Raw genomic sequence first — 20,493 nt, 5'->3', positions numbered from 1 at the left:
GCCCAGGCTGGATCCATGAGCACGACGATCGGCATCATCTGGAACCCTTCGAAAGTCGATGAGGCGGAGCTGCGCAGCGCTGTGGAGGACACGCTCTCCGGCGAAATCCGCTGGTGGGAGACGAGCGAGGAGGATCCCGGGCGGGGGATGGCGCAGGACGCGGTGGACGCCGGATGCCGCACGGTGATCGCGGTGGGCGGCGACGGCACGGTCCGCGCCGTCGCCGAGGCGCTCGCGGGCGCGGATGTCTCGCTGGGGATCGTCCCTCGGGGGACGGGGAACCTCCTCGCGCGCAACCTCGAGATCCCGCTGGACGACATCCCGGCGGCACTGGAGCGGATCGCCGCGCACACCGCCCGCACCATCGACCTCGGTTGGGTGGACATCGAGGGCGTCGAGCGCGCCTTCGCGGTCATGGTGGGATTCGGCGTCGACGCGCAGATGCTCGTCGAGACCGACGACGATCTCAAGGAACGCGCCGGATGGCTGGCCTACGTCGAGGCGATGGGACGAGCGCTCGGCGGCACGGAGATGACCGGGATCAGCCTGGCACTGGACGACGATGATCCCGTCGAGGTGCGCGGCCACACGATGCTGATCGGCAACTGCGGCATGCTGCAGGGCGGCATCCGGCTGCTGCCCGACGCCCAGCTGGACGACGGCCGGCTCGATCTGCTGCTGGTGAGCTCCGACGGGGCCCTGCAGTGGATGGACACCGTGCGCTCAGTCGTCTGGGACAACGGCATCCGCCGGCTCTTCGATCGCGAACCCGTCGCCGTCAGCACGGACTCGACCGATCACCTCACGGCCGAGCGCATCCGGGTCGAGCTCGAGACCCCGCTGGAGTTCGAGATCGACGGCGAGGAGATCGGCGAGGTGTCGGCCTTCACGGTCCGCGTGCAGCCGGGTGCGCTGACCGTGCTCTGACGCTCTGACGCTCTGACGCTCTGACGCTCTGACGCTCTGACGCTCTGACGCCGGAGACGACGGAAGCCCGCCACAGTGCGTGGCGGGCTTCCGTCGTCCGGCTGCCGAGGGTCAGACCCCGAAGTACAGCTCGTACTCGAACGGGTGCGGGCGCTGTGCGATCGGCAGGATCTCGTTCTCGATCTTGTAGGAGATCCAGGTCTCGATGAGCTCCTCGGTGAACACGCCGCCCTCGAGGAGGAACTGGTGGTCAGCCTTCAGGGCGTCCAGCGAGTCCAGCAGGGAGTTCGGCACCTGCGGGATGTTCTTGGCCTCCTCCGGGGGAAGCTCGTAGAGGTCCTTGTCGACCGGCTCGTGCGGCTCGATGCGGTTCTTGATACCGTCCAGGCCCGCCATGAGCTGCGCGGCGAACGCGAGGTACGGGTTGCCCGAGGCATCCGGAGCGCGGAACTCGATGCGCTTGGCCTTCGGGTTCGAGCCGGTGATCGGGATGCGGATCGCGGCCGATCGGTTGCCGGCGGAGTACACCAGGTTGACCGGAGCCTCGAAGCCCTTGACCAGGCGGTGGTAGCTGTTCAGCGTCGGGTTCGTGAACGCGAGCAGGGCGGGAGCGTGCGCGAGGATGCCGCCGATGTACCAGCGGGCGATGTCGCTCAGCTGACCGTAGCCGGCCTCGTCGTAGAACAGCGGCTTGCCCTCGCTCCACAGCGACTGGTGCGTATGCATGCCGGAGCCGTTGTCGCCGAACAGCGGCTTGGGCATGAAGGTGGCGACCTTGCCCCACTCTTCGGCGGTGTTCTTGACGATGTACTTGAACTTCAGGATGTCGTCCGCCGCGTGCACCATGGTGTCGAAGCGGTAGTTGATCTCCTGCTGGCCCGCCGTGCCGACCTCGTGGTGCGAGCGCTCGAGGATGAAGCCCGCGTCGATGAGCTTGAGCGTGATGTCGTCGCGCAGGTCGGCGGTCTTGTCCACGGGGGAGACCGGGAAGTAACCGCCCTTGTACGGCGTCTTGTTGGCGAGGTTGCCGCCCTCCTCCTCGCGACCGGTGTTCCACGCGGCCTCCTCGGAGTCGACCTTGTAGAAGCTCTCCCCGGCGGTGACCGAGTAGCGCACGTCGTCGAAGATGTAGAACTCGGCCTCAGGGGCGAAGTACGCCGTGTCGGCGATGCCGGTGGAGGCCAGGTACTTCTCGGCCTTCTTCGCGACCTGACGCGGGTCCTTGGAGTAGATCTCGCCGGTGCGCGGGTTGTAGATGTCGAAGAGCATCACCAGGGTCTTGGCCTCGCGGAACGGGTCGAGGTAGGCCGTGGAGACATCGGGGATGAGCTGCATGTCGGACTCGTGGATCGACGCGAAGCCGCGGATCGAGGAGCCGTCGAACAGCTGGCCGTTGGTGAAGAAGTCTTCGTCGACCGTCGACGCGGGGATGTTGAAGTGCTGCTGCACGCCGGGCAGATCGGTGAAACGGATGTCAAGGAACTTGACGTCGTTCTCCTTGATGTAGCTCAGCACCTCGGATGAATCGGTGAACATGTATCACTCCTGGATGACGCGGATGGAGGCCGTGGCCTTCGTGAAGGCTAGGGCGGCAGGGTTTCTCTGCCGTGTCCTGAATGTTTCCGGCATGTTACAGCGGCGGCCACCTCGAGGCCGCCCGGTAGGATCAGGGGGTGACGGATGCTGCGAACACCTACCCCGGCGAGCGACTGGGTCTTCCCGAATCCGGATCCGGCAGCATGGGCCGCATCGGGCGCCGCATCGCCGCTCTCGTGATCGACTACGCCGCCGCGACCATCATCGCCACGGCCTTTCTCGGCTACGACCAGTTCGCGCTCCCCGGAGAAGCCGGGATCACGCTGTTCACGCCCATGATCGTCTTCGCCGTGCTGCAGATCGTCTTCATCCCCACGCTGGGCGGAAGCCCGGGGCACCGGATCGTCGGCCTCCGCGTCGTCCGCGCCGGCGGCGGCTGGGTCGGGCTGTGGCGTCCGATCGTCCGCACGCTGCTGCTGGTCGTGGTGATCCCGGCGGTCATCTGGGATCCCGATCAGCGCGGACTGCATGACAAGGCCGCCGGCACCATCCTGCTGCGCGCCTGACGGCTCAGGAGCGCCCGCGATTGCGTCGTCGGGTCTCCTTCGGCGCGCGTCCGCCGAGGAACGAGCGCGCCGGGTCGACGGCGAACCCCTGGCGCAGCGCCTCGCGCCCGATCAGCATGCGGAACCCCATCTCGTCGCGGTTGCTCAGGGTCACCTCGGACACCACGAGCCGGTCGACCAGCCGGATCGCCAGGCACACCACCAGGCGCTCCTGCTCGTGCCCGGAGGAGCTGCGCACCCGCCGGCGGTCGTGCACGGGGCACTCGACCACCGTGGTGTCCTTCTGGCTCTCCTGCCAGGGCTTCACGCGGAAGCGCACCCACTGCTCGCCCTCGCGCTCGAACTCCTCGATGTCGAAGGCGTGCAGCGACGACGTACGCGCCCCGGTGTCGATCTTCGCCTTGATCCAGTCCACTCCGGCATCCGGCAGGCTGACCCATTCACGCCACCCTGTCAGGGTGTTTGAATGGATTGTCCGACTCATGCTCTACATCCTGGCAGGAAATCCCCGTGAAGCTCGCCGTCCTCTCCCGTGCGCCGCAGGCCTACTCCACCCAGCGACTGCGTGCGGCCGCGGTCCATCGCGGACATGACGTCAAGGTGCTCAACACGCTGAGATTCGCCATCGATCTGACGGCCGACGAACCCGACCTGCAGTACCGCGGGCGCCCGCTGAGCGACTACGACGCGATCCTCCCGCGCATCGGGAACTCGATCACGTACTTCGGCACGGCCGTGGTCCGCCAGTTCGAGCAGATGGACGTGTACACCCCGAACACGGCGAACGGCATCTCGCAGGCCAGGGACAAGCTGCGGGCGAACCAGATCCTGTCGCGGCACAACATCGCGATGCCGGCCACGGCGTTCGTGCGCAATCGCGCGGACGTCCGTCCAGCGATCGAGCGCGTCGGCGGGGCCCCCGTGGTCATCAAGCTCCTGGAGGGGACGCAGGGCATCGGCGTGATCCTCGCGCCGCAGGTGAAGGTTGCCGAGGCGATCATCGAGACCCTGCACTCGACGAAGCAGAACGTGCTGATCCAGAAGTTCGTCGCGGAGAGCCGGGGGCGCGACATCCGCGCCCTGGTCGTCGGCGACCGCGTCGTCGCCGCGATGCGCCGTGTCGCCGCGGGCGACGAGTTCCGCTCCAACGTGCACCGCGGCGGCACCGTCGAGGCCGTGCAGCTGGATCCGGTGTACGAGCAGACCGCGGTGCGCTCCGCCCAGATCATGGGACTGCGCGTGGCCGGCGTCGACATGCTCGAGGGCGATGACGGGCCGCTGGTCATGGAGGTGAACTCCTCGCCGGGCCTGCAGGGCATCGAGCAGGCCACGAACCTCGACGTGGCCGGCGCGATCATCGACTACATCGCCGGCCAGGTCGCCTTCCCGGAGATCGATGTCCGTCAGCGGCTCAGCGTGTCGACGGGCTACGGCGTCGCCGAGCTCGTCATGCACTCCGGTGCGGAGCAGGTCGGTCGGCAGCTCGGAGACCTCGGACTGTGGGACCGCGACATCACCGTGCTGACCCTGCATCGGGGCGTCACCGTCATCCCGAACCCCCGCAAGCACGTCGTGCTGGAGGCCGGCGATCGACTGCTCTGCTTCGGAAAGCTCGAGGAGATGCGTTCGATGATCCCCGAGCGCCGTCGCCGGCGAGCCAAGGTGCGGCGGCTGCCGAAGGAAGCGCTGAACTGACGCGGAAGCGCCTCCGGTCCCTCGAGGGGAGCGGAGGCGCTTCGGATGAGGTAGCGGGTCAGCGCGGGCGCTGGGCTCGGGCCTTCATCGGGTCGATGCCCTTCGGGATCGGCAGCGACGTCACGGACTGCGACACCGAGTCGATGCGGCGGATGACGGCGGCCATCGTCGCCTTGTCGATGGCCTTGGGGAGCTTCTTGATCGTCTTCGCGAGATCCGCGATGGCCACCTCGTCGTCACCGTGGCCGACGTAGAGGACCGTGACCGGGACGCCGTGGGCGACGCGCTGCGCCTTCGTGCGCTCCTCGTTCACGAGGCGGGTCAGGCGCCCGCGCGCGCCTTCTCCGACCACGACGATCCCGCCGCGGCCGATCGCGCGGTAGACCGCCTCCTGCGTCTTCGGGTTGATGCCGACGGGCGTGTCCGAAGCCTGCCAGTTGCGGCCGAGGCTCGTGCTGAGCACGTGGCCGGAGGCGCCGGGCATCCCGTCGATCTTGGCGTACATCGCCTTCGTCGACAGGCGGGTCATGAGGATCAGGGCGCCGAGGACACCGACCATGAGGCCGGTGATGCCCCAGAGGATGAGCGTCCACACCTGGAACGGCGGGATGAGGTAGCCGACGATGAGGCCGAGCAGCACGCCGCCGACGAGGATCGCGATCTGCGCCCAGGGAAGCCACGAGTACACCTCGCGCGTGAACCGGAAGAGGGACTTGAGCTGGGAGAAGAACCCAGGACGCTTCTCGGGTTCGGAATCGCGCTTTGCCATGCCTACAAGACTACCGAGTCGCCGCCGAGGACAGTGACGCGTTCGCGCCGGGCGCACTCGCCCTGCACAGGAGCGCGTCGTCCACCGGTTGTCCCCGCGACCCGCGCGATCGCGCCGTTCGCGCTGACGGCTCGAGTCGGCCGTGTGGTCTGCTCGGACCATGAGGAAGAGGCAGGACGACGAGGTGCTGGTGCCCGGCGTGCACCGCGCGATCCGTGCGCTGGCCAACGGAGAGGGGCCGTGGCCGGGCACGCTCGTCTCCGACGGGGATGCTGTGGCGGTCTGGTGCGCTCTGAACGAGGAGTCGGAAGCCGCGATCGACTGGCGCTTCGCCGGTGCCGAGCACGTCGCGGCCCCGTTCGACGTGGCGCGATCCGCCGAGGGTCACGGTGCGCTGATGCCCTGGTGCACGGTGCGGGTCCCGGCCTTCCTGGTCCGGCGGACGACGGCTGCGGCGCCGCTCGCAGCGGGGGAGTGCGTGACGCTCGTCATCAGCATGCTGCGCGGTCTCCGCGAGATCGCGGATCGGGCAGGCGCCGACCTGCGCGGTCAGTGGTGGCTGACGCACGAAGGGCGTCCGCTGTGCGTGCCAGGCGGGGCGGCCAATGCCAGGGAGGGCGTCGTGGAGGTGCTCGAGCAGGTGCAGCAGGCGTGCGAGGATCGGGCCCTGCGCCGGATCCTGTCCGGCATCGCGGAAGCGGTCGCCGAGGCGGTGCCCACGAGCGCGCGGGTGCGGGCCTGGGAAGGCGAACTGCTGGACTACGCGGCCCCGCGCCCGCTGAGGCTCGACGAGCACCCGCCGCAGGCGGTTCGCGGGTCGGCCGCGCAGCAGCTCCGAGTCGTCCCGGTCGAGACGGCGACCCGTCGGAGGCGGCGGGAGGAACGCCATTCGCCTCTCCGGAGGGCGCGGGACTCCGCAGCCGGCATCCTGGCGCGAGTGGCCGGGGCCGTTCCTCGCGCCGCCGGGCGCGGAGGTGTGCGCCACCGGGCCGCGGTGCACCCCAGGGTCGGGCGCGCCGAGCCGGTGCGCCCGCGATCGCATCGACGCACCGCAGTGGTCGCCGCTGCAGCGGCCGCGGTCGTGCTGGGCGTGGGGATGCTCTGGCCCACGCAGGACGACCCTGCGTCGGAAGCGGCCGAGACCGTCCTCGACGCGTCGGCCGCGCCGACCCCGTCCGAGACGTCAGCCGCGCCCGGAGCCGAGGCAGACACGACGCAGCCTCCGGCGCCCGGGACGACGACACCCGAATCGGAGACCGAGCGGTCGGCTCAGAGCGAGGGGGACCGCGACGATCCCGTGGCGGCGGTCCAGAGCATCCTCGCGGCGCTCGACGAATGCGCGGCGAATGCGGACGCCGGCTGCTCCCAGAGCATCGCCGCAGGCTCGCACGTGCGCCCGGAAGACGTGCTGCGCTCGGACGCGGCCGAGGATCCTGCGCTCGTGGACGACTACGGCGATCTCGCCGTCATCCGCCTCGGCACGGCCGACGTCGCCCAGATGCTCGTCCTCGTGCGCCAGGACGGAAAATGACCAGCCGAAGGCGTGACGCTCAGATGCCGAGGTTCGCCTCGAACTGCGCGGCCTCGAGGCGCGTCTTGATGGCGCCGAGGAAACGCGCCGCGTCCGCACCGTCGATGATGCGGTGGTCGTACGAGATCGCGAGGTACACGTACGAGCGCACCGCGATCGCGTCGACGCCGTCGACCGTGACCACGCCGGGGCGCTTGAACACGGTGCCGGTGCCGAGGATCGCCGACTGCGGGAGGAACACGAGCGGCGTGTCGAACAGCGCACCGCGCGAACCCGTGTTGGTCACCGTGAAGGTGCCGCCGGCGAGCTCGTCGGGCTTGAGCTTGTTGTCGCGCGTGCGCGCCGCCAGATCCGCGATCTCGTGGGCGAGCTGAGCGAGGTTCTTCGTCGCCGCATCCCGCACCACCGGCGTGAGCAGACCGCGCTCGGTGTCGACCGCGATGGAGATGTTCTCCGACTCGGGGTAGACGATGTTCTCGCCGTCGACGGTCGCGTTGATGATCGGGAAAGCCTGCAGCGCCTCGGCGGCGGCCAGCGTGAAGAACGGCAGGAAGGAGAGCTTGTCGCCCGTCTTCTGCTGGAACGACGTCTTCACCGCGTTGCGATAAGCGGCGAGAGCCGTCACATCGACCTCGACGAACGTGGTGAGCTGAGCGGTCTGCTGCATCGACGCCACGGCGCGCTCGGCGACGACCTTGCGCAGGCGCGACATCTTCTGCGTCGTGCCGCGCAGCGGCGACACCTCCAGAGGTGCCGGTGCGGGCGCCGCGGACGCCGCCGGAGCGGACTTCGCGGACTCGGCGGCCTTGAGGACGTCCTCCTTGCGGATGCGTCCGCCGACGCCGCTGCCCGTGACAGTGCTCAGGTCGACGCCCTGCTGGGCGGCGAGCCGGCGCACCAGCGGGGTGACGTAGAGGTTGTCGGAGTCCGTCGACGCCGGAACAGTGGCCGGAGTTGCCGCGGGCGCCGGAGCCGGAGCTGCCGCGGGGGCCGGAGTCGGAGCTGCAGCAGGAGCCGGGGGCGCTGCAGGCGCGGGTGCCGGAGCCGCAGCCGGCGCCGGAGCGGCCGCAGGCGCAGCGGGTGCCGGAGCAGGCGCTGCCGGAGCGGCCTCCGGGGCCGGTGCTGACGCGGGGGCACCCGAACCGATGCGCGCGAGGACGGCGCCGACGGCGACCGTCTCGTCCTCGGCGGCGACGATCTCCTGCACGACGCCGGCGACCGGCGACGGGATCTCGGTGTCGACCTTGTCGGTGGAGATCTCCAGCAGAGCCTCGTCGACCGCGACCTCTTCGCCGACCTGCTTCAGCCAGCGGGTGACGGTGCCCTCGGTGACGCTCTCGCCGAGTTCCGGAAGCACCACGTCAGTGCTGTCGCCGCCCGCGGCGGGAGCTGCGGGAGCCTCTGCTGCGGGGGCGGGCTCGGCGGCGGGGGCGGTCTCGGCGGGCGCGGCCTCGGCGGCCGGAGCGGCCTCCGCAGGAGCGGCCTCGGTCTCGGCGGGGGCCGCGGACGGAGCGTCGGATGCCGCCGCTGCGCCGGAGCCGTCGCCGATTCGGGCCAGCAGGGCGCCGACCTCGACCGTCTCGTCCTCGGCGACCAGGATCTCCTCGATCACGCCGGTGACCGGCGAGGGGATCTCGGTGTCGACCTTGTCGGTCGAGATCTCGAGCAGGCCTTCGTCAGCCTGAACGGTGTCTCCTACCTGCTTGAGCCAGCGGGTGACCGTACCCTCGGTGACGCTCTCTCCGAGAGCGGGGAGGACCACGGATGTGCTCATGACGGAGTCTCCTTAAGGAAGTATGTGACGCCTCAAGCTTAGTGACCTGGGCGGCGGTTGGTGCTCAGAGCGCGTGCAGGGGTTTTCCGGCGAGCGCGAGGAACGCCTCGCCGAGCGCCTCGCTCTGCGTCGGATGGGCGTGGATCAGGGGTGCGATGTCCTCGGGATGTGCCTCCCACGCGACGGCCAGTTGGCCCTCGGTGATGAGCTCGCCGACACGGTCGCCGAGCAGGTGCACGCCGAGGACGGGACCGTCCTTCTGCCGCACCACCTTGACGAGTCCACCGGTTCCGATGATTTCGCTCTTGCCGTTCCCGGCCAGGTTGTACTCGTGGGTGACGATGCCGTCCACCCCGTGTTCGGCTGCCGCGGCGGACTCGGTGAGTCCGACGGACGCGACCTCGGGGTTCGAGTACGTGATCTTCGGGATCTGCGTCTCCGGCACCGGCGCGGGCGAGAGCCCCGCGATGCGCTCCGCGACGGCGATGCCCTGCAGGAACCCGCGGTGCGCGAGCTGGAGGCCGGGGACGATGTCTCCGACCGCCCAGAGCCCGGCGACGCCGGTGCGCAGTTCCTCGTCGACGATGACGAAGCCGCGATCGAGTGCGACCCCGGCCTCCTCGAAGCCCAGACCGTCGGTCACAGGGCCGCGACCGACGGCGACGAGCAGGTGGTCGGCGGTGAACGTGCGGCCGTCCTCGAGCGTGACGGTCACACTGTCCGCGTCCTGTGCGGCGGATTGGAAGCGCGTGCCCAGTGAATACTGGATGCCGCGGCGGCGGAACGCGCGCTCCAGGCCCTTGCTGAGCGCGATGTCCTCGTTCGGGACGAGGTGGTCCAGGGCCTCGATGATCGTGACCTCGACGCCGAACGAGCGCCACACGCTGGCGAACTCGACACCGATGACCCCGCCGCCGAGGATCAGGACGCTGCGGGGGATCTCGTCCAGCGCGAGCGCCTGCTCGCTCGTGAGGATCCGACCGCCGATCTCGAGCCCCGGCAGGCTCCGGCTGTACGACCCGGTGGCCAGCACCACGTCGCCGCCGGTGTAGACGTCGTCGCCCACCGAGACGGTCCGGTCCGTGTTCAGGCGGCCCTCGCCGGCGACGACGGTGATGCCGCGCGCCTTGATGAGACCCTCGAGACCCTTGAACTTCTTGGCGACGATGCCCTCGCGATATGCGCGCACCCCCGCGGGATCGACGCCCTCCAGCGTGGCCGTGACGCCGACGGACGCGGCGTCGCGCACATGATCGGCGACCTCCGCGGCGTGCAGCAGGGCCTTGGTCGGGATGCACCCGCGATGCAGGCAGGTGCCGCCGACCTTGTCCTTCTCGATCAGGGCGACGCTCTTGCCCAGTTCGGCGGCCCGCAGCGCCGCGGCATAGCCGCCGCTGCCCCCGCCGAGGATGACCACGTCGAAGGCGTGCGCGCTCATGCCGCGTCCTCCCGGTCGGCCGACGCTTCCGCGAAGGCGACGATCGACCGCAGCGTCGCGGCAGTCGGCCCCTTGTCCACGAACCCGTACGGGGCACCGCCGTGCTCGCTGGATCCGGCGATGTCGAGATGCACCCACGGGATCCGCGGGGCGTCCTCGGCCTCGCCGGTGCGGCCGACGAAGCGCTGCAGGAAGAGCCCGGCGAACATCGATCCGCCCGCACGGTCGCCCATGTTGGCGTTGACCATATCGGCGATGGGGGATTGGAGGGACTCGTCCATGTACTCGGGCAGCGGGAGCGACCACGCGAGCTCGTCGACGGACGCGGCCGCCGCGAGGTACTCGGCGACGGCGTCCTCCGAGCCCATCACGCCGGTGTGACGGTGACCCAGTGCGACGAGGATGGCTCCGGTCAGAGTCGCGACGTCGATGATGACGTCCGGGTTCTCCCGGCTGGCGGCGACGAGTCCGTCCGCGAGCACGAGCCGCCCCTCGGCGTCCGTGTTGAGCACCTCCACAGTCGTGCCGTCCAGCAGCCGCAGGACGTCGCCGGGCCGCGTCGCGCGACCGGAGGGCATGTTGTCGGCGATGCACATCCACGCCGTGACCCGCACCGGCAGTTCGAGCGCGGCGATCGCGCGGATCGCGGCCAGCACCGTGGCGGATCCGGCCATGTCGAACTTCATGCCCACCATGCTGGCGGCCGGCTTCAGCGAGAGCCCGCCGGTGTCGAACGTGATGCCCTTGCCGACCAGCGCGATGTGCCGGGTGGCGTCGCTGGGGGAGTAGTCCAGGCGGACCAGTCGCGGCGGCCGGTCGGACCCCTGGCCGACGCCGAGGATCCCGCCGAAGCCCTGTTCGGCCAGCGCCGCCTCGTCGAGGACCTCCACGGTCACGTCGGTGCCGGCGACGCTGTCGACGGCCGAGCGCGCGAGGTCGTCGGGGCTCTGCCACTGCGCGGGCACGGAGATCAGGTCCTTCACGAGCGCCATCGCGTCGCCGAGGGTCTGGGCCCGGGCGACATCGGCATCCGTCAGTACGTCGCCATGCAGGATCACGGTATCCGCACGGCTCTTGCCGGGATCGGACCGGTAGCCGTCGAACCGGTAGCCGCCGAACGCGGCGCCCTCGGCTGCGGCCGCCGCGAAGTCGGCGACGGAATCGTCGAGACCGACGGACACGGTCGAAAAGCCGGTCAGGGTCCGCACGGCGGTGCCGACGGCGTCGCGCACCGAGGCGGCGGTCGGCGGCGAGCCGGCGCTGACGACGGCCAGCGGCACGGGCGAGAGATCGGGGAGATGCACGCGCGCGTAGGCGTTCGCCGATCCGGTGAACCCGACCGCGTCGAGCGCCGCGGAGAGACCGGGGTGGGCGGCGAGGGCGTCGGTGGTGGATTCGGAGATGACGAGCACTGCGGCGTCTGCAGAGCTCCCGGGAAATGCGTCGGTGGTGTGCGAGAGCACGGGAAGCGTCATGCTCCCATCCTAGGGACGCCCGGCGCCCGCGGTCGGAGAGGATTCCCGCCGTGTTCGCTGACAGCGACACCGACCCGCCGGTCGGAGGCGGCTCGTAGCATGGAGACATGCCCCTCTCCGGTGATCTCTTCGAACGCGTCGCCAATGCGCCGGCCGTTCCCTCCGGCCTGCCGCTGGTGATGCTGCTGACCGGCTTCACGGATGCCGGCAGCGCCGTCTCCGGTCTCATCGATCATCTGCGCGAGACCACGGATCCGCAGCCGATCGCCGTGTTCGACAACGACGTGCTGCTGGACTACCGCGCTCGTCGTCCGATCATCGTCTTCGAGCAGGATCACCTGACTCAGTTCCGGCCGTCGCGCCTGGAGCTCTCGCTGGCGCACGACGCGCTCGGTCAGCCGTTCCTCCTCCTCGCGGGGTACGAACCGGACTTCGCGTGGAACGCCTTCACACAGGTCGTGCTCGAGCTGGCGGAGGAGTTCCAGGTCTCGGGCGTCAGCTGGGTGCACGCGATCGCGATGCCGGTGCCGCACACCCGCCCCATCGGGACCACGGTGAGCGGCAACCGCACCGAGCTGATCGCGGCTCAGTCGATCTGGCGTCCGCGGACCCAGGTGCCGGCCACGGCAGGACATCTGCTGGAGTACCGGTTCGTGGAGAACGGGGCCAGGGTCGCCGGTTTCGTGCTGCTCGTGCCGCACTACCTCGCCGAGACCGAGAACCCCGATGCCGTTCTGGCGGCCGCCGATCGACTCATGAGCGCCACCGGGCTCGTGCTGACCATGGACGAGGTGCACGCCGAACGCGAGGACTTCATCAAGAAGGTCGACGACCAGGTCATCGCCAGCGAGGAGCTCAGTCAGATGCTCACGACGCTCGAGCACCGGTACGACGCCTACATGGCGGGGTACGACCCCACCGACACCGACCGGGTCGACGACGGGGGCTTCAGCGAACGGGATCTCCCGAGCGCGGATGAACTGGCCGCGGAGCTCGAGCGCTACCTCGCCTCGCGACCTCCGGGGGAGGACGACAAACGCGGTCTCGGCTGATCGCGCGCCGCAGCCGCGTACATGTGCGATACTGGTAGTCCGACCCGTTGTCAAGACACGGCCTGAACGCCGCGGACTTGACAAGGGTCTTACTAGTGTCCGAAAAGTTCCGAGCGGGTCGCACCCGCTCGTGAGAGGCGAAACGTGACCGCTGCCACGACCAAGACATCCCGGACGAAGAAGGCCGCCGCCGACGCCGAGGCCGTCGAGCCCGAGGAGACGGCGACGCCCGCCAAGGGCAGGACCGGAGCCAAGGCATCCGCCAAGAAGGCCGAGAAGGCACCCGCCAAGAAGCGCAAGAAGGCCGATGACGAGGACGTCGTCGACGAGGAGGACGTCGAGACGCCCGAGGCCGCCGACGAGACCGAGGATGACGAGGACGGCAAGAAGCCGGCCTTCACCGAGCCTCTTCCCACCGGCGCGATCGTCATCTCGACGAACGACGACGAGGACGTCCCGGTCTACTCGACCCAGATCACGGGCGCGACGGCCGACCCCGTCAAGGACTACCTCAAGCAGATCGGAAAGGTCGCCCTGCTGAACGCGGCCGAAGAGGTCGAGCTCGCGATGCGCATCGAGGCCGGTCTGTTCGCCGAGGAGAAGCTGTCCGCCATGTCCGCCGCGGAGAAGTCCAGCCAGCTGGGCCTCGACCTGCAGTGGGTGGCCCGCGACGGCCAGCGTGCCAAGAGCCACCTGCTGGGCGCCAACCTGCGACTGGTCGTGTCCCTCGCGAAGCGGTACACCGGCCGCGGCATGCAGTTCCTGGACCTGATCCAGGAGGGCAACCTGGGTCTCATCCGCGCGGTCGAGAAGTTCGACTACACCAAGGGCTTCAAGTTCTCCACGTATGCGACCTGGTGGATCCGTCAGGCGATCACGCGCGCCATGGCGGACCAGGCCCGCACGATCCGCATCCCCGTGCACATGGTCGAGGTCATCAACAAGCTCGCCCGCGTGCAGCGTCAGATGCTGCAGGATCTCGGTCGCGAGCCCACTCCGGAAGAGCTCTCCAAGGAGCTCGACATGACCCCGGAGAAGGTCATCGAGGTGCAGAAGTACGGCCGCGAGCCGATCTCGCTGCACACCCCGCTCGGCGAGGACGGCGACAGCGAGTTCGGCGATCTCATCGAGGACACAGAGGCCGTGGTCCCGGCGGACGCCGTGGGCTTCACGATGCTGCAGCGTCAGCTCGAGCAGCTGCTCGACTCGCTGTCCGAGCGCGAGGCGGGGGTCATCCGCATGCGGTTCGGCCTCGGCGACGGTCAGCCCAAGACCCTCGACCAGATCGGCGACACGTTCGGCGTCACACGCGAGCGGATCCGTCAGATCGAGTCGAAGACGATGGCGAAGCTGCGGCACCCCAGCCGCTCGCAGTCCCTCCGGGACTACCTCGAATGATGGCGGCCGCTCCTCAGGCGCGGTCGGCGGGTCCCCGATACATCGTCCCGGTTCTGGCGGGTAAGCTCGCGCGTTTCGCGACGCGTCTGCGCGGCGGCGGGTCGGCGTTCCCCGGTTATCTCACCAACCGGATGGCGCCGACGCTGCTGCCCACGCTCGCGGGCCAGTTCCGTTACGGCGTGATCTTCGTGCTCGGGTCGAACGGCAAGACCACGACCACGCACATGATCAGCGAGGTGCTCCGCGCGCACGGCCTGCGCGTGTTCACCAACCCCACGGGGGCCAACCTGCCGCAGGGCGTGACGAGCGCGCTGCTCGCCGATGCGACGCCGACCGGCCGGATCTCCGCCGACGTCGCGGTCCTGGAGATCGATGAGGGATACGCCGCCGATCTCGCCGACCGGCTCTCGCCGTCGGTGATCCTGTCGTTGAACGTGCAGGTGGATCAGCTGTTCCGGTTCTTCGAGACAGAGCGCGTGGCGGACATGATGCTGGACGCCTCGACGCGGGCGTCCGGTCATGTCATCGTCAACCGGGACGACCCGTACCTCTCCAAGATCGACCTCGACGCGATGAAGGCCCCGGTGTCGTTCTTCGGGATCTCCGAGGAGATCGTCGCGGCATCCGCGCACGGCCTGTCCAACGCGGCTGACACGCGCAGCGGCACCGCCGGCACGATCGCGCGGGACGCGTTCGCAGAGGTGCGCGAGGTGTCGGGGCGCGAGATCGTCGTGAACGTCGGCGGTGCGGACGCCCGCATCACGCTGCCCGCGCGCGGCCTGCATTACGCGGCCGACGCAGCGGCGGCCCTGACGGTCGCCGCGCGCGTGCTGGGCGACGAGTTCGACGCCGGCCGCGCCGCCGCAGGTTTCGCCACCATGGCACCCGCCTACGGCCGCGGTGAGGTGATCCCCCTGCGAGGGAACCCGGCGGGCGAGCAGGTCGAGTTCGTCATGTTCAAGAACGCGCCGAGCCTGCAGATGAACCTGGATGCCCTCGACGGCACGCCCGAGCGCGCGCTCATCGCGATCGACGACGGAACCCCCGACGTCTCCTGGCTGTACGACGTGGACTTCGCCCCGCTGCCACGTGTGGATGTCGTCACGGGGGAGAAGGCCCACCAGCTCGCCCTCGCCCTCGCCTACGCGGGCGTCGAGATCGGCACGGTCGAGCCCGACATGGAGAAGGCCGTGGAGATCATGCGCTCCTTCCCCGAGACCTCGTCGGGACGCCAGATCTGGTTCGTCAACTATGAGCTCATGATGATCGGCCGCCGCATCCTGGGGCTCGGAGAGCAGGAGACGCGCCGATGATGCAGATCACGATCGCTCAGCTGTACCCGGCCGACCTCGGCGTCACGGGCGACCGCGGCAACGTCCGCGCGATCGAGCGGCGCTTCGAGGCGCACGGGGTCGACACCGTCACGGTGCTCGTCGCGCCAGGAGAGGAACTGCCCGCCGATCTCGATGTACTCGTGATCGGGAACGGCCCGCTCTCGGCGTTGCGCGGTGTGCACGCCGACCTGACCGCTCGGAAGGACCGGATCGCGGCGTTCGTCGCGGACGGCGGCGCGCTGCTCTCCGTCGGCGGCTCCGCGGAGCTGCTCGGCGAAGGAGTCTCCGTCTCCGGTGGTGAGGACGTCACCGGGCTCGGCGTCCTGCCGTACCGGGTGGCGCGCGTGCGGGATCGCCGTGTCGGCTACATCATCGTCGACACTCCGGACGGACCCGTCGTCGGCTTCGAGGACCACGCCTCGGAGTGGACGCTCACGGATGCCCAGGCCGCCTACGGCACCGTGCGGGAGGGCAACGGCAGCTACGCGCGCGGCGATCGGCGGGGCGAGTTCGTCCGCCGCGGCAACGCGTTCGCGTGCAACGTGCAGGGGCCGCTGCTGCCTCTGAACCCGGCACTCACCGAGCTGATGATCGGCACGGTCGCCCGGCGCCGCGGATTCGAGCTGGCACCGGCCGTCGCCGGCGATCTCGACGAGTACGCCGAGGCCGCACGCACGAAGATCCTCATGCGCCCGACCCGCGACAAGGGCTTCAAGACCATCCAGGTGTGACGGAGGGGATCCGGTGACATCCGCTGCGAGCCGCGCTCTGCCGCGTGCCGTGCTGTCGCGCAGTGCGCTCGAAGCCGCCGCGGCCGCCGCGGCCGATGCAGGCGGGTCCTGTGCCGATCTGCGTCGCGACGCCTGGGGCCACGGCCTGTCCGAGGTCGCCGCGGCGGTCGCCGCGCACGGCGTCCGGGTCCTCGTCGACGATGAGGACGCCGTGCGGGTGCTCCGCCGGCACGACATCGCGGCCGTGACCTCGGGAGAGCCGGATCTCGACCCCTTCCTGCTGTACGGACTGCCGGACGAGCGGGGGATGCTGCGCACCGACCCGGTCATGCGCCTCACCGGACGGGTGATGTCGATCAAGCCGCTGCGTGCCGGCGAGGCGGTGTCGTACGGCTACACCTTCCGCGCGGAGTCGGACACCACGATCGCGCTCGTGACCGGCGGCTACGCGCAGGGCATCGTCCGCGCACTGGGGAATCGCGTCGAGGTCGAGGCCGCCGGCGTGAAACGCCCGATCGTGGGACGCGTCGCGATGGACGTGTGCGTCGTCGACCTGGGCGACGCTCCGGTGGAGCCGGGGGCCGAAGTGACCTTCTTCGGCGGTCGCGGACCGGTGCGCGGTGAACTGGCCCGCTGGGGCATCGCGACCGGGCTCACGATCCCCGAACTTGTCACCGTCGCCGGGCTGCGCGCTCGGCGTGAATGGGAGGCGTGAGATGGGACCCGTGCTGGAGATCTCCCGACCGGCTTTCCTGGCCGATGTCGCCGCAGTGCGCGCCCGGATCACCCCCTCGCAACTGATGCTCGTGGTGAAGGACGACGCATACGGACACGGCATCTCCTGGTCCGCGGAGGCGGCGGCCGATGCCGGAGTGGAATGGTTCGGGTCCTACGACGTACCGTCAGGTCTGCGCGTCCGCGAGGCGATCGGCGGCCGTGGGCGGGTGTTCGCCTGGGCGACGTCGGAGGACGAGGATGTGGCGGACGCGGTGGGGCACGACATCGACCTGGGCGTCGGCACCCGGGACTACCTCGCGCGCATCCGCTCGGTGGCGGCGCGCCTGAGCCGCACGGCGCGCGTGCATCTCAAGATCGACACCGGCCTGCATCGCAACGGCGTTCGCCCGGAGGAATGGGCGGATGCCGTCGCCGAGGCCCGCGCGGGCGAGGACGAAGGGTCTGTGCGTGTCGTGGGCGTCTGGAGCCACATCGCCGAAGCCGGCGATGCCGAGGACGATGCAGCTCAGGAGCGATTCCGCGGAGCCGTTCGACAGGCGCAGGAGGCCGGGCTCGCGCCGGAGGTGCTGCATCTCACGGCCTCCGCGGCATCCTGGTGGCGCCCGGAGCTGCGGGAATCCGTGTCCCGCATCGGCGCCTTCTGCTACGGCATCCGGTCGGCCGACGGTCCCGATCTCGACGGCATCCGTCCGATCGCGACGCTGTCCGCGCCCGTGGTCGGCGTCGAGGACGGCACCGTCCGGGTCGGACTCGGTTCCCTCGACGGCTATCCGTCGACGCTGGCCGGGGCGAGCGTCGGTACGCCAGTCGGTCCGGTCACGGTCCGCAGGGTCGACCTCGACACGCTCACGGTCGACGCGTGGCCGGGAGCGGCGATCGGCGACCGCGTCCGGCTGTTCGGACCGGGCGATCAGGGCGAACCCAGCGCGACCGACCTCGCCGAACGGATCGATACCGTCGGCGAGGAGATCCTCACGCGACTGTCGCCGAGGGTTCAGCGGGTCGTGACCGGCTGATCAGGCCTCGATCAGGCGCGCCGTCTCGTCGTGCCAGCTGGTGGCGACGCTGCGCAGCTTCTCTTCGTACTTGCGGCCGTGGTGGGCGCAGAACAGCAGTTCCGAGCCGTTCACGACAGCGGCGATGTACGCCTGAGCGCCGCAGGAGTCGCAACGGTCCATGGCGGTGAGCCGATACTCGACCGCGGAGGTCTCGCGTTCCGTCGTAGCGTTCATCTCGGGGCCTCCTCGTCGTCGGGTTCACTGGGGACGTGCTCAATACAACCACGCTCCGCCTGGGTGCATGCCCGGATCGCGGCGTGTTTCGCTCAGCGCGTACGCGGGAATGCCGGGCCTGGGCGGCACGGGGAGTGTCGGCGGGGCCGGGGGCGTCGCGACGCGTAGAATCGAAGACTGTGACCGCCGAGTACTCCGCCCATCATCTCCAGGTGCTCGAGGGCCTCGAAGCGGTCCGCAAGCGCCCCGGCATGTACATCGGGTCGAACGGGTCCCCGGGGCTCATGCACTGCCTGTGGGAGATCATCGACAACTCCGTCGACGAGGCGGTCGCGGGCAACGGCTCCCGCATCGACATCATCCTGCACGCCGACGGCAGCGTCGAGGTGCACGACCGAGGACGCGGCATCCCCGTCGACATCGAACCCCGCACGGGGCTCAGCGGCGTCGAGGTCGTGTACACCAAACTGCACGCCGGCGGGAAGTTCGGCGGCGGATCGTACGCGGCATCCGGAGGTCTCCACGGTGTGGGCGCCTCGGTGGTGAACGCCCTGTCCGAGCGGCTCGACGTGGAGGTCGACCGCGGCGGCAAGGTGTACGCGATGTCCTTCCACCGAGGCGAGCCCGGCGTCTTCGCCGACACCGGGGAGAAGCGCCCGGACGCTCCGTTCACCCCGTTCGAGGAGAAGAGCGAGCTGCGCATCGTCGGCAAGGCGCCGCGCGGCGTCACCGGGACGCGCGTGCGCTACTGGGCCGACCGGCAGATCTTCACGAAGGACGCCGCGTTCCAGCTCGCCGAACTCGAGACGCGCGCGCGGCAGACCGCGTTCCTGGTCCCGGGGCTCGAACTGGTCATCCGTGACGAGCGCGGCGAGACGCGCAACGAGACGACGTACCACTACGAGGGCGGGATCTCCGAGTTCGTGGAGTACCTCGCCACCGACGCCCCCGTGACCGACACGTGGCGTCTGCAGGGCGAGGGCAGCTTCACCGAGACCGTCCCAGTGCTGCAGGCGAACGGGTCGATGGCGTCGCAGGAGGTCCGGCGCGACTGCCGCGTCGACATCGCGCTGCGGTGGGGCACCGGCTACGAGACGACGACCAGATCGTTCGTCAACATCATCGCCACGCCCAAGGGCGGCACCCACCAGCAGGGCTTCGAGCAGGAGCTGCTGAAGATCCTGCGGTCGCAGGTCGAGCAGAACGCGCGGCGCCTCAAGGTCGGCAACGACAAGCTGGAGAAGGACGACGTCCTCGCCGGCCTCACGGCGGTGCTCACGGTCGAGGTTCCCGAACCGCAGTTCGAAGGTCAGACCAAGGAGGTCCTCGGAACGCCCGCCGTGCGCCAGATCGTGGCGCAGGTGGTGCGCAAGGAGCTCGGTGCCCGGTTCAGTTCCACGAAGCGGGACGACAAGAACCAGGCCTCCCAGCTGCTGGACAAGATCGTCGCCGAGATGAAGGCCCGCGTCTCGGCGCGCGCGCACAAGGAGACCCAGCGGCGCAAGAACGCCCTGGAGTCCTCGACGCTGCCCGCCAAGCTCGTGGACTGCCGTACGAAGGACGTGGATCGCAGCGAGCTGTTCATCGTCGAGGGGGACTCGGCGCTCGGGACCGCCAAGAACGCACGCAACAGCGAGTTCCAGGCGCTGCTGCCGATCCGGGGCAAGATCCTGAACGTCCAGAAGGCGTCGATCGGCGACATGCTGTCGAACGCGGAATGCGCCTCGATCATCCAGGTGATCGGCGCGGGCTCCGGTCGCACGTTCGACATCGATGCGGCTCGGTACGGCAAGGTGATCCTCATGAGCGACGCCGACGTCGACGGCGCTCACATCCGCACGCTCCTGCTCACCCTCTTCTTCCGCTACATGCGTCCGCTGATCGAGGAGGGGCGCGTGTTCGCCGCCGTCCCGCCGCTTCACCGCGTGATCGTCATCAATCCGGGATCGAAGCCGAACGAGACCATCTACACCTACAGCGAGCAGGAGCTGCACAACCTGCTGACGAAACTGCGAAAGCAGAACAAGCGCTGGCACGAGCCGGTTCAGCGCTACAAGGGGCTCGGCGAGATGGATGCCGAGCAGTTGGCGACCACGACCATGGACCGTTCCGGCCGCCTGCTGCGTCGCGTCCGGATGGAGGATGCCGAGGCCGCAGGGCGCGTGTTCGAACTGCTCATGGGCAACGAGGTCGCGCCCCGTCGGGAGTTCATCATCGACTCCGCGGACCAGCTTTCCCGCGAGTCCATCGACGCCTGATCCTCGCCCCCGCACGCTCAGCCGGGCTGTTCGCCGCCG

17 protein-coding genes and 1 pseudogene are annotated in these 20,493 nt (G+C 69.7%); 11 read left to right on the top strand and 7 right to left on the bottom strand.

Annotation, left to right across the window (positions count from 1 at the left end; translation table 11 throughout):
• Positions 1-15 precede the first annotated feature (15 nt).
• On the top strand, positions 16-927 hold the full coding sequence (locus AC3RXZ_RS02590; protein ID WP_491493081.1) for a diacylglycerol/lipid kinase family protein: 912 nt from the start codon (positions 16-18) through the stop codon (positions 925-927).
• A gap of 111 nt (positions 928-1,038) precedes the next feature.
• Here AC3RXZ_RS02590 and glnA read toward each other — a convergent pair whose 3' ends face one another.
• Entirely contained in the window at positions 1,039-2,463 is a 1,425-nt protein-coding gene (gene glnA, locus AC3RXZ_RS02585) for a type I glutamate--ammonia ligase (protein WP_243225551.1), read from the bottom strand.
• A 203-nt stretch (positions 2,464-2,666) separates the two neighbouring features.
• On the opposite strand from glnA, the gene AC3RXZ_RS02580 reads away from it, so the two are divergent.
• Positions 2,667-3,029, top strand: a complete 363-nt coding sequence (locus AC3RXZ_RS02580; protein WP_249223261.1) for an RDD family protein — start codon at positions 2,667-2,669, stop codon at positions 3,027-3,029.
• A gap of 4 nt (positions 3,030-3,033) precedes the next feature.
• Here the strand turns inward: AC3RXZ_RS02580 and AC3RXZ_RS02575 are convergent, their stop codons facing one another.
• A complete protein-coding gene (locus AC3RXZ_RS02575) occupies positions 3,034-3,513 on the bottom strand; it encodes an ATP-dependent zinc protease family protein (RefSeq protein WP_243225553.1) in 480 nt (159 codons plus the stop codon).
• Between the two features lie 26 nt (positions 3,514-3,539).
• Between AC3RXZ_RS02575 and AC3RXZ_RS02570 the strand changes: the two genes are divergently transcribed.
• Positions 3,540-4,724: a RimK family alpha-L-glutamate ligase gene (locus AC3RXZ_RS02570; RefSeq protein ID WP_243225554.1), complete on the top strand. Its 1,185-nt coding sequence runs from the start codon at positions 3,540-3,542 to the stop codon at positions 4,722-4,724.
• 58 nt (positions 4,725-4,782) lie between these two features.
• Here AC3RXZ_RS02570 and AC3RXZ_RS02565 read toward each other — a convergent pair whose 3' ends face one another.
• Entirely contained in the window at positions 4,783-5,493 is a 711-nt protein-coding gene (locus tag AC3RXZ_RS02565; RefSeq protein ID WP_243225555.1) for a DUF4191 domain-containing protein, read from the bottom strand.
• Positions 5,494-5,653: 160 nt separating this feature from the next.
• Here AC3RXZ_RS02565 and AC3RXZ_RS02560 point away from each other — a divergent pair, with 160 nt between their 5' ends.
• On the top strand, positions 5,654-7,024 hold the full coding sequence (locus AC3RXZ_RS02560) for a hypothetical protein (protein ID WP_491493080.1): 1,371 nt from the start codon (positions 5,654-5,656) through the stop codon (positions 7,022-7,024).
• 19 nt (positions 7,025-7,043) lie between these two features.
• Here the strand turns inward: AC3RXZ_RS02560 and sucB are convergent, their stop codons facing one another.
• The 3 genes from sucB to AC3RXZ_RS02545 form a co-directional block, all read right to left on the bottom strand.
• On the bottom strand, positions 7,044-8,798 hold the full coding sequence (gene sucB / locus AC3RXZ_RS02555; protein WP_491493079.1) for a 2-oxoglutarate dehydrogenase, E2 component, dihydrolipoamide succinyltransferase: 1,755 nt from the start codon (positions 8,796-8,798) through the stop codon (positions 7,044-7,046).
• Between the two features lie 64 nt (positions 8,799-8,862).
• Positions 8,863-10,236: a dihydrolipoyl dehydrogenase gene (gene lpdA, locus AC3RXZ_RS02550; protein ID WP_491493078.1), complete on the bottom strand. Its 1,374-nt coding sequence runs from the start codon at positions 10,234-10,236 to the stop codon at positions 8,863-8,865.
• Positions 10,233-11,711, bottom strand: a complete 1,479-nt coding sequence (locus AC3RXZ_RS02545) for a leucyl aminopeptidase (protein WP_491493077.1) — start codon at positions 11,709-11,711, stop codon at positions 10,233-10,235. Before AC3RXZ_RS02545 ends, lpdA begins: the two co-directional genes overlap by 4 nt.
• Before the next feature lie 107 nt (positions 11,712-11,818).
• Between AC3RXZ_RS02545 and AC3RXZ_RS02540 the strand changes: the two genes are divergently transcribed.
• From AC3RXZ_RS02540 to AC3RXZ_RS02515, 6 genes and pseudogenes are all read left to right on the top strand, one after another.
• Positions 11,819-12,763, top strand: coding sequence for a proteasome assembly chaperone family protein (locus AC3RXZ_RS02540; protein WP_491493076.1), 945 nt, complete (start codon positions 11,819-11,821; stop codon positions 12,761-12,763).
• 120 nt (positions 12,764-12,883) lie between these two features.
• A pseudogene (locus AC3RXZ_RS02535) lies at positions 12,884-14,161 on the top strand (RNA polymerase sigma factor); the annotation flags it as partial.
• Positions 14,161-15,474 carry a MurT ligase domain-containing protein gene (locus tag AC3RXZ_RS02530; protein WP_491493075.1) on the top strand — a complete coding sequence of 438 codons (1,314 nt, stop codon included), beginning with the start codon at positions 14,161-14,163 and terminating at the stop codon, positions 15,472-15,474. The pseudogene AC3RXZ_RS02535 and the gene AC3RXZ_RS02530, both read left to right, overlap by 1 nt.
• Positions 15,471-16,226, top strand: a complete 756-nt coding sequence (locus AC3RXZ_RS02525; RefSeq protein ID WP_491493074.1) for a type 1 glutamine amidotransferase — start codon at positions 15,471-15,473, stop codon at positions 16,224-16,226. The genes AC3RXZ_RS02530 and AC3RXZ_RS02525 overlap by 4 nt, the downstream gene beginning before the upstream one ends.
• Before the next feature lie 13 nt (positions 16,227-16,239).
• Positions 16,240-16,941 carry an alanine racemase gene (locus AC3RXZ_RS02520; protein WP_491493073.1) on the top strand — a complete coding sequence of 234 codons (702 nt, stop codon included), beginning with the start codon at positions 16,240-16,242 and terminating at the stop codon, positions 16,939-16,941.
• Between the two features lies 1 nt (position 16,942).
• The gene (locus AC3RXZ_RS02515; protein ID WP_491493072.1) at positions 16,943-17,980 is read left to right on the top strand and encodes an alanine racemase; all 1,038 of its coding nucleotides are present in this window, start codon (positions 16,943-16,945) and stop codon (positions 17,978-17,980) included.
• Here AC3RXZ_RS02515 and AC3RXZ_RS02510 read toward each other — a convergent pair whose 3' ends face one another.
• Positions 17,981-18,196, bottom strand: a complete 216-nt coding sequence (locus AC3RXZ_RS02510) for a DUF7455 domain-containing protein (protein ID WP_243225567.1) — start codon at positions 18,194-18,196, stop codon at positions 17,981-17,983.
• Between the two features lie 179 nt (positions 18,197-18,375).
• Between AC3RXZ_RS02510 and AC3RXZ_RS02505 the strand changes: the two genes are divergently transcribed.
• On the top strand, positions 18,376-20,454 hold the full coding sequence (locus AC3RXZ_RS02505) for a DNA gyrase/topoisomerase IV subunit B (protein ID WP_243225568.1): 2,079 nt from the start codon (positions 18,376-18,378) through the stop codon (positions 20,452-20,454).
• Positions 20,455-20,493 lie beyond the last annotated feature (39 nt).

The sequence above is a fragment of the Microbacterium cucumeris genome, assembly GCF_058349845.2.
The sequence above is the reverse complement of the archived record's forward strand: the minus strand, read 5'-3'. Positions and strand labels throughout refer to the sequence as shown.